The sequence below is a fragment of the Mycobacterium sp. genome (genome assembly GCF_052145595.1).
Classification (GTDB): Bacteria; Actinomycetota; Actinomycetes; order Mycobacteriales; family Mycobacteriaceae; genus Mycobacterium.
This window is the reverse complement of sequence record NZ_JBKQOI010000179.1, coordinates 1-6241: the sequence shown is the minus strand read 5'-3', so window position 1 is coordinate 6241 and position 6241 is coordinate 1. Positions and strand designations below refer to the sequence as shown.

Sequence of the window (6241 nt, the reverse complement as noted above, 5' to 3'; positions counted from 1 at the left end):
CGCCGCCGCAGTGGTCGCCTACAGACCGTCCCTGATCCCGGTGGTTCGGCACTGGGCTGACAGCGCCGCTGGCTTCCCCTGTGGTTCCGCAGCTGAGGGGGTGCTGCGATGAAGAAACTGATGACAGCTGTGTTGGCGGTCTGCCCCAAGGTCCGGGGCTCGGCCTCAGACCTGCGCCAGGTTGACGTGCGGAGCAGGCACTGCGCTCAGTGCCCGCCGCAGCCGTACAGGAGGAACGGGCAGGAGGAACGGGGCTCTATGTCGAGACCGCTTCCAGTTTTGCTCGGGCCTGGTCGATTTGGTCGTATGCGTAGGCGACCATGGCGGCGGTGGTCATCGTCTCACCCTTGCGGGCGAGCGATTCGTAAGTCGCCTCGCCGAGGACTTCGCGGAGGTGGGTGATCACTGTGCTGAGTTGGGGGCTTGCCGACGCGGTGAGGGGACTGAATGCGAAACCGGCGATGGTGGCTGCCGGTTCTAGGCGTCCGAGGCGGTCGAGGAAGACCGCGAGAGTTGCCAGGGCGATACGGATAAGGCCGACGTTGCCTGAGTCGTAGAAGTTGCGGATGGCCAGAGTGATGTGATCGAGCGCCGCTAGCGGGTCGCCGTGTTCGGCCTCAAGCGGAGACAAAGCGGTCGCCAGGTTAGCTTCGACGTAGCGGTTGCCGCTGCCTTGGGCGATCATCAGGCCCCGGCGCAGGGCTTCCAGCGCGCGGACGGGGTCCGCATCGCTAAAGGCGGAGCCGTAGCCGTAAAGCGCGAACGAGAGCGCATAGGGGTTGTGGGTGGCCTCGGCGGCTTCGATCAGCCCGTTCGCGGCGGCCCGCGCCTCCTCACCGGCCCCGGCGGCCGTCAGCGCGACGACCAGGTTTGCCCGGGTGAGTGCATGGGTGTCGTGGCCGCGTGCGAGCTGGGCGCGGCACCACTCGACCCACCGTTCGGGCTGGCCGATGGCCGCGTACACGAAGCCGAGTCGGCCCTCGATGCCGAACGGCACCTCGCCGCCACTGTCGATCACCGTCTGGCCCGCGTCGGCATAGCCGACAGCGTCCTCGATCCGTCCCACGACCCAGCACAGCGACGCCTGCACGTACAGGAACGCCAGCCGGGGATGGTCCACGGCGCTGGCCGGTTCGATCAGCTCCTCGGCCCAGGCTATCGGCTCACAATTGCCGACCAGATAGCCGAACGGCCCCGCGTAGGTGGCGATGGCGGCGGCCACATCGAGGTCGCCGTGGTCGGCGGCCCACCGAAACGCGGTGCGCAGATTGGCCAGCTCGATGGTGACCCAGTCGTAGGCCTCACGCTGTCGGGGGCTGTCCCACAGGGCCAAGATGTCGGCTTCCCGTCCGGCGAAGTAGCGCGAGTGGGCGGCCCGAATCTCGGATGCTTCGCCGCGGGCGACGAGTTGTTCCTCGGCGAACTGGCGGATCGTCTCCAGCATCGAGAACCGGGTCCGCCCCGCCGACCGATCAGCCACCAGCAGCGACTTGCGCACTAGCGCATCGAGCAGATCAAGGACCGCGTAGTCGTCGGGGTCGTCGGATCCGGCCACGGCGCAGGCGCTTTGGAGATCAAATCCACCGGCGAACACCGAACACCGCTCCAGCAGCGCCTTCTCCGCATCGCCGAGCAGGTCGTAGGACCACGCCACCGCGTGGCGCAGCGTGTGGTGGCGTTCCAGGCCGCGCCGCGACCCGACCAGCAACCGGAACCGCTGATCGAGACGGTCACGAACCTCGCTGGCGGTCATCGACGCCATGCGCGAGGCCGCCAGCTCGATGGCCAGCGGGATCCCGTCGAGGCGTCGGCAGATTTCCACCACAGCGTCCGCCTCGCCCGGCTGGGCCAGCGAGAAGTCCGACACGACACTTTGGGCACGGTCGACGAAAAGGTCCACGGCGGCGGATTCGGTTCCGGAGTTGACGTCGAGCGAGGGGACACGCCATAACTGTTCTTCGCTGACCCCCAATCCTTCGCGGCTGGTCGCAAGAATCGTTGCTGTCGCCGAGGCGGCCAGGATCGCCTCGCCCAGATCCGCGACACTGTCGACAACGTGCTCGCAGTTGTCGAACACCAGCAGCCGCGACCGGCCCTCCAACGCGGAGGCCACCGACTCGGTCACTGTCTTGCCCGGTTGCTGGGTGATGCCCAACACCGCCGCGACGGCGTCGGGTACCGCCGCGGGGTCGGTGACTGCGGCCAGTTCGAAAACCCAGACGCCGTCGGGGAACTCATCGCCCAGGCGCGAGGCGACCTCCAAGGCCAGACGAGTCTTGCCCACCCCGCCCACACCGGTCAATGTCACCAACCGGTGTTCATGGAGCGCCTCTTTCACCTCGTCGACCTCGGACTCGCGCCCGATAAAACTGGTGACCGCAGACCGGAGATTCCCCGGCGTCACATCGAGTGCCCTCAATGGCGGGAAGTCGGCCCGCACGCCCGGCGCTCGCACCTGAAACACCCCGACCGGAGTGGGCAGGTCCCGCAACCGTCGCGGCCCCAGATCCACGAGATCAACCCCGCTGAGCAGAACCGCCGTCGACTCGGCTAACAGGATCTGACCGCCATGCCCTGCGGCCATCACCCGCGCCGCACGATTCAGCACCGCACCGAAATAATCACCCTCGCGCAGCTCGGCTTCACCGGTGGCGATCCCCATCCGCACCGGCAACTCCAGCTTCTGCTGCGCGGCCACCGCAGCATCGACTGCTGACCTGGGCGAGGCGAACGCGGCGCATACACCGTCGCCGGTGTGCTTGAACATGAAACCGCCGTGCGTCTCGATCACCGTGCGCAACACCTTGTCGTGGACGACGAGCGCGGCCCGCATCGCTTGCGCGTCGGACTCCCACCGACGGGTCGAACCCTCCACATCGGTGAACAAGAACGTCACCACCCCCGAAGGAGCAGCCGCCGTCATAGCATCGCCTCGGCCCACGCGATATGCCCTTCGAAGCCAAGCGTTCTCGCCATGTCTCGGTAGCGATCCCTGAAGTCTGCGTAGGCGTCAGCATCGTCGTGAGCCCGCGCCAGGAGAGCCCGCAGCCGCAGCAGCCAGATCTCGCGCATAGCTACGCCGTCGTCGGTCGGTGCCGCTGCTAACCGCTCGATCGCGGCCTCGGCTTCGGCCACGTCACTCTGGGACCCGCGCTCAAGCAGTGTCTCCACCAGAACGCCCGTCGCCGATTTGCCCCACAACAGCAGCCGTCCCTCGCGGAACAGATCGTCGACGGCCGCGCGCATGAGCGGTATGGCCTCATCGCGATCTTCACGCCGACCCCTCTCACGCGCCAAGTACACGTTGACGTTCGGTAAATCGCCCAGGTTGCGTCCGCGGCGTACGAACACGTCTCTGACCTCGGCCAGTAGCTTCTGTCCGCGGTCACCCTCCGCGTCCGTTGGGCGGTGCACCAGCGCCACGCCCAGCGTCATCCGGGAGTTCGACAATGCGAGATCGTCACCGGATCGTTCGGCAATCCGCAGGGCATCCTCGATCTCGCGCAGCGCGCGATCGTCGACCCTGAGCACGCCCAGCGGTATCCCGGGGGTGTAGACGTAGGTGACAACCGTGCCGTGTGACATGGGGTCGGCGCTGTGGACCATGGCAAGGCCGTGGCGCAGGTCGTCTCGCCATCCAGGACGACCCAGGTTATAACGGGCCATAGCCCGCTGCGTAAAGGCAAGTGCTAATGGAGATCCGAACATGAAGTTGCCTTTTGACGGGTCACCGTCAGCTAGGTCGATGACCCTCTGTGACCACCGGAGCGCGTCAGACCACTCGGCGCTCGTAATCTTGGCGTGGATGGGCGCGAAGGATAGCCCCACCGTCAGTGTCGGATCGCCGACCGACTCGATGAGGGCCATGGCTTCCGATGCCAGCTGCGACGCTTCCCGCATCCGGCCCTCAAACACGTGATCAGCCACCAGCCCCGCCATTCCGATCGCCAATGACGCCCTGTCCCCGGCGGCGGTGCACAGCTCCCACAATTCATCAAAGCGGATCCCGGCAACATTTATATGGACTCGCCAGCCGATCCCGCACAACATGGTGCGCGGGGCGATGCGCATTGCTGCTCGGTTCGAGTCCTCGGCGGGTAATGCGTCGGCGATCTTTTGGGCGCGCTCCCAACTGAGTCGCGCTGCGGCGATGTCGCGGTTGGTTGCCCACGTTGCGGCGCGCATGTGCCAGCCGTAGGCGGCATGCAGATCACCGGCGGCCTCCAGGTGCTCGGCGATCAGGGCGGCATTCTCGTCAGCGGATTCGGGGTCGCGTCCCTCGATAGTCGCGGCCACCCTCCGGTGTAGCTCGGCGCGATCCGATTTGAGCTGAGCCTCATAGGCCACCGTGCGGATCAGCGGATGGTGGAATACGTACTCGGGTTGCCGGGTGAATCTGACCTGATCGATGAGCTGGGCCGCCATCAAGTCATCAACCACCGGTTCGACGCCCAGCACAGTGAGCAGGTCGAGACCAAACCGCGAACCGACCACCGCTGCTGCGCTCAGCGTGCGCTTCGCGCTCGGGTCGAGCCGATCGATGCGGGCGGCGATGGTCGCCTGCAACGTGGCAGGCACACTGACATCAGCAACCTCTGCGGTCGACAGATATGCGCCGCGGTGCCCGTTCAAGACACCACGCTCGGCCAGTTCGCGCACGATCTCCTCGACGAAGAACGGATTACCAGCGGCCCTGTCGGCGATCGTCTGGCCCAGTTCGCGCACCGAGGGGTCATGGCCAAGCAGCCCTAAGACCAGTGCTGCGGTCTCTGAATCAGCAAGGGGTGCAAGGACTATGGTTTGTGCGTCCACCACTTGAGATAGTGCGCCCCGATACTCAGGTCGGTAGGTGATCAAAACCAGCGAGGGCGTTTGCGGGATCACGGTGAGGAAGTCGGCGATCATCGACTCGCTGACCTCATCGATCCAGTGGGCGTCCTCGATGACATAGACCGCGGGGTTTACGCGGGCCAGGGCTGCGGTGTTGACCAAAGCGGTCAAGCGCCGCCGACGGGCGTCGGGATCGATCTTCGGCAGAGCGATATCCGGATCGGCGATGCCCAGCAGGTCATCGAAGAGCAACAAATCCTCGGGATCTGCGTCGCGATTTCGGTCGCGGATATGGGCGCGCGCGGCATGTGCGTCAAGACCCTCGACGCCGGTAGCGGCGCGCAGCAGCCGGGCGACAGCGTGGAAGGGGACCTGGCTGGTGTGCGACTCGCAGAAGGCGGTGAACACCTCGACACCCCGGGCGGTGGCCATCGCGGTGACCTCGCGCACCAGGCGACTCTTACCGATGCCAGGTGAGCCGACCATACCTAGACCGCCGCCATGCCCGCCGATCGCACGGTCCAACAAGGCCTCGGCGGCGACCATCTCCCATCGCCGACCGACCAGATTCGACTCAACACGGCCAACAGGGCGACGCTCTTCCGACATGTTCAACAACCGCTGGGCGGCCACCGGCTCGCCTGCGCCCTTGATCTGAACCAGCTCGGGAACGCCGAGGGCCGCTGCGCCTTCGACCAGCCGCGCAGTGGATGCACTGACCATCACGCCACCCGGCGGGGCCACCGATTCCATCCGCTGGGCCATGCCGACCTGTTCCCCGATCGCGGTGTACCCGGCACCGCCCGAACCGATCTCCCCGGCGATCACCTGCCCGGAATTCAGCCCGATCCGCAACTTAAGATCCACACCGTCACGGCGGGACACCTCATCGGCCAGATCGCTGATGCCACTATGGATCTCCAGGGCGGCCCGGCACGCACGCAGGGCGTGGTCCTCCAACGCCACCGGCGCGCCGAACACCGCCATGATCCCGTCACCGGTGAACTTATCCACCGTCCCGCCATACCGTTTCACCACCGCCGAAGCCCGTGTGACCAGTTCGGTCATGATCTCGCGTAACCGCTCTGCACCGACGGCCGCTGCGATGTCCATCGAATGCACCACGTCAGCGAACAGCACGGTCACCTGCTTGTACTCGGCCGGTGTCATGGCAGTCATAACCGGCGCACCGCACTCGTTACAGAACTTCGAGTTCGGCGGCAGCTCAGTACCGCACGACCCGCACGCCACGCCCGCCGTCATCCGAGCACCACCGATCTAGGGGTCCCGACCCCGCATGATAGATCAGGGCGGCACGCGATCTGCGGGACCCGGGTCCCGCGTCGAACCGCCCCTGGTAACCCCGGGGTTGTTGAGCGCGCCGGGATCAGCCGATCTCTGCCGCCGTCCT

At 66.3% G+C, this 6241-nt stretch carries 2 protein-coding genes; both read right to left on the bottom strand.

The genetic code is table 11. From position 1 onward, the window contains the following. Positions 1-256: 256 nt before the first annotated feature. Positions 257-2923: an ATP-binding protein gene (locus tag ACLP4W_RS16780; RefSeq protein ID WP_442387787.1), complete on the bottom strand. Its 2667-nt coding sequence runs from the start codon at positions 2921-2923 to the stop codon at positions 257-259. Then, complete coding sequence (locus ACLP4W_RS16775) at positions 2920-6093, bottom strand: adenylate/guanylate cyclase domain-containing protein (RefSeq protein ID WP_442387786.1); 3174 nt, start codon at positions 6091-6093, stop codon at positions 2920-2922. Before ACLP4W_RS16775 ends, ACLP4W_RS16780 begins: the two co-directional genes overlap by 4 nt. Positions 6094-6241: the final 148 nt, after the last annotated feature.

What these genes read in the sequence shown, in the direction of transcription:
- ACLP4W_RS16780 (WP_442387787.1), bottom strand. Translation starts at nt 2,923, where the DNA reads ATGACGGCGGCTGCTCCTTCGGGGGTGGTGACGTTCTTGTTCACCGAT.
- ACLP4W_RS16775 (WP_442387786.1), bottom strand. Translation starts at nt 6,093, where the DNA reads ATGACGGCGGGCGTGGCGTGCGGGTCGTGCGGTACTGAGCTGCCGCCG.